This is a genomic window from Flavobacterium sp., from assembly GCF_003525665.1.
Classification (GTDB): domain Bacteria; phylum Bacteroidota; class Bacteroidia; order Flavobacteriales; family Flavobacteriaceae; genus Flavobacterium.
On the sequence record NZ_DQDX01000089.1, the window covers coordinates 13,151 to 16,937 of the forward strand.

Here is a 3,787-nt window from a genome sequence, read left to right on the forward strand (position 1 = left end):
TTTAAAATATAGTGTGAAAAAATACCTAGTTAGACAATATCAGACAACAGATTTTGAGGATTGGAATGCTTTTGTAAGTGTTGCCAAAAACGCTACGTTTTTATTTCATAGAAATTTTTTGGAATACCACAAAGATCGATTTGAAGATTATTCTTTAATGGTGTTTGATGAAAATAAATTGGTTGCCGTTTTGCCTGCAAATAGAGTAGAAGATACTGTTTTTTCCCACAGCGGATTGACTTATGGTGGATTGGTTTTAGATCAAAAAGCTAAATTAAGTACTACGATTTCAATTTTTAAAAGTATTTTAGAATTTCTTGATAAAAACGGAATTTCTAAATTGAACATTAAAGATATACCAAGTTTTTATTGTAACTTTTTTTCAAATGAAATTGACTATTGTTTGTTTGTTCTTCAAGCAAATTTGATGAGAAGAGACTCACTTTCTGTAATTGATTTGTCTAAGCCATTTGCTTTTTCAAAAGATAGAAAACAATGTATAAAACGAGGTGAAAGAAACAATTTAGTCGTTAAAGAAGAACCCAATTTTGAGTTGTTTTGGAATGAAATTTTAATTCCCAATATGAATAATAAACATCAAGCAAAACCTGTTCATTCCTTGGAAGAAATTCTTTTATTACATAGTTATTTTTCAAATAACATTCGTCATTTTAATGTTTACCAAAATGATAAAATTGTCGCAGGAACGACTGTTTTTGTAACCGATCAAGTGGCTCATCCGCAATATATTTCTGGAAATTCTGATAAAAATGAATTGGGAAGTTTAGATTTTTTATATAATCATTTAATTACGAATGTTTTTAAAGATAAAAATTTCTTTGATTTTGGAATTTCCAATGAAGAACAAGGCAGAAAAATAAACAAAGGATTACTTTTTTGGAAAGAAACTTTCGGAACAAAAACAGCAGTTCAGAGTTTTTATGAAGTAGACACCAAAAATTATTATTTGTTAGATACTGTTTTAAGATGATAAAATTTCTCGACTTACAGAAAATAAATTTAGGCTATCAAGAGCAATTTCAAGAAAAGATGAAATTGGTTTTAGAGAAAGGCTGGTTCATTCTTGGTGACGAAGTGAAATTATTTGAGACGAATTTTGCAAAGTATTGCGGTACAAAATATTGCATTGGAGTTGCCAACGGATTGGATGCATTAATTCTGATTTTTAAAGGATACATTGCGTTAGGTAAAATTCAAAAAGGTGATGAAGTAATAGTTCCTTCAAATACTTATATTGCTACGATTTTGGCAATTTTACAAGCCGATTTAGTTCCAGTTTTGGTGGAACCAAATGTAGAAACTTACAACATCAATCCCGATTTGATTGAAGAGAAAATAACTCTCAAAACCAAAGTCATTTTACCAGTTCATTTATACGGACAACTTGCAGAAATGGATAAAATAAATGCAATCGCAAAACGACATAATTTATTGGTTGTTGAAGATGCGGCTCAATCGCACGGTGCAAAACATTCAGTATTCAGTAATCAGTCGCAGTTTTCAGTAACTCGTGAAACGCAGCATGCAACTCGAAATGCTTCTGCGTATAGTTTTTATCCAGGAAAAAATCTTGGTGCGCTTGGCGATGCTGGAGCGATTACTACAAATGATGATGAACTAGCAAAAGTGCTTTATTCACTTCGAAATTACGGTTCGAATAAAAAATATTATAATGAATTTATCGGAATCAATTCAAGATTGGATGAACTTCAAGCCGCTTTTTTAAACGTAAAATTGCCTTTTTTAGATGCTGATAATGATAAGCGACGTCAAATTGCAAAGCGTTATTTATCTGAAATTAAGAATGATAAAATTCTACTGCCAAAAGTTGATTCATTTGATTCGCATGTGTTTCATTTGTTTGTTATTCGAACAAAAAAGCGTCAGGAATTACAAGATTATTTGCTTGAAAACCAAATAGAAACGGTGATTCATTATCCAATTGCGCCACATAAGCAAAAGGCTTTTCAAAACTGGAATGATTTATCTTTTCCAATCTCAGAAAAAATACACGATGAGGTTTTGAGTTTGCCAATTAGTCCGGTTCTGACTGATGAAGAAGTTAGTTTTGTAATTGAAATTTTAAATAGATATTAAATGAGTATTGTAGATAAATTAAAACAATTAATTTTTGTAAAATCTAGAATTTGGAAGTACAAATTGCTTTCAAATTGCAATAATGTTATAGGAAAGCCCAAATTATTTATTCCGCTACTTCTAAAAGGTGAAGGTAAAATTTCTTTTGGTGATAATGTTCAAATAGGTGTTGTTGCTGCTCATTATACTTATTCAAGTTATAATTATATTCTTGCATCTGGAAAAGATACCGAAGTGTCTTTTGGAAACAATGTTGTTATGGCAAATGGAGCAACAATACAGGCTACAACAGGTATTTCGTTGGGTAACGATGTAATGATTGGCATTAATTGTTTTCTTGTTGATACCGATGGTCACGATCTTGATCCTGAAAAAAGAATGGATGGCGATGTAAAATCTGCAAAGATTAAAATTGAAAATAATGTTGTGATTTTTTATAATTCGGTTGTATTTAAAGGTGTAACTATTGGCGAGAATTCAATAATTGGAGCTTGCTCTGTGGTTACTAAAGACATTCCTCCTAATGTTTTTGCTGCTGGAAGTCCGGCTAAAGTGATACGGAATTTATAATGTTAAAATTAATTAATCAAAACAAATTATTAAAAGTATTGTCACTAAACTCAATTTCGGTGGCAATAAGTTTTGTATTAGGTATACTTTCAACAAGAATTATTTCTGTTTATTTGGGTTCTTCTGGAATGGCTTTAATGGGAAGTTTTAGAAACTTTTCTGTAATGATAAAGTCTGTTGCTACAATGGGAATTAGCAATTCTATTGTTAAACTATTTGTCGAAAATAAGAGTGATAAAAAAGAACTTTCAATTATTTACTCCACTTTTTTTTGGATTCTTTTAGTAGTTTCAGTGCTTTTAACGTCTTTAGTTTTATTGTTTTCCGAAACTATTTCGGTTTTTCTGTTTTATAGTAACTCCTATAAAATTCCAATTCAGTTTTTCGCTCTTCTTTTGCCTTTAATGGTGATAAACACATTTTGGTTAGCTATTTACAACGGATTAGAAAAATTTAAAAGTATTGTAATAATGCAAATTATTTCAAATGTGTTGATTTTTCTCGCAACAGCGTTATTAATTTGGAAAAAGAATATTGTAGGCGGACTTTTATCAATCGCAATTGGCGAGCTTATAATGGTTATTATCACTTTCCTTTTTGTAGTAAAAGACACGGAATACTTTAAATTTGATTTGCAAAAAGTAATTAGTAGCAAGTACTTTAACGTTATTAAAAAATTCATTTTAATGGCTTTGTTGAGCGCAGTTATTGCTCCGTTAACGTTAATTTTAATTAGAAATACAATAGTTCAAAATTATTCGATTAATGAAGCTGGCGTTTGGGATGCCGTGAATAGATTTTCTTCTTTTTACATGCTTTTTTTTAATACTGGTTTGTCGTTGTATTACATGCCCAAATTAGCATCGTTAAATACAGATGAAGAATTTAAAACCGAATTAAAGTCTTATTTTAAAACATTAGTGCCTTTGTTTGTAATCATGCTAGCAGTGATTTTTTTCTGTAAGGCACTTATTATAAGGTTTGTTTTTTCAAATGAATTTTCAAGTATCAATGAATTACTAATTTGGCAATTAGCTGGCGATTTTATCAAAGTAATAACCTTGGCTTTTGGCTTTCAAATTGTTGTAAAGACAATGAT

At 30.1% G+C, this 3,787-nt stretch carries 4 protein-coding genes; all 4 read left to right on the top strand.

All coding sequences use genetic code 11. From position 1 onward, the window contains the following. Positions 1–991, top strand: a 991-nt coding sequence (locus tag DIU01_RS06675; RefSeq protein WP_367221808.1) for a GNAT family N-acetyltransferase, incomplete at its 5' end; no start/stop codon positions are given. After that, complete coding sequence (locus tag DIU01_RS06680; RefSeq protein ID WP_290832748.1) at positions 988–2,118, top strand: DegT/DnrJ/EryC1/StrS aminotransferase family protein; 1,131 nt, start codon at positions 988–990, stop codon at positions 2,116–2,118. The genes DIU01_RS06675 and DIU01_RS06680, both read left to right, overlap by 4 nt. Then, complete coding sequence (locus DIU01_RS06685) at positions 2,119–2,688, top strand: acyltransferase (RefSeq protein WP_290832750.1); 570 nt, start codon at positions 2,119–2,121, stop codon at positions 2,686–2,688. After that, on the top strand, positions 2,688–3,787 hold a 1,100-nt coding region (locus DIU01_RS06690; protein ID WP_290832752.1), incomplete at its 3' end, for an O-antigen translocase. The genes DIU01_RS06685 and DIU01_RS06690, both read left to right, overlap by 1 nt.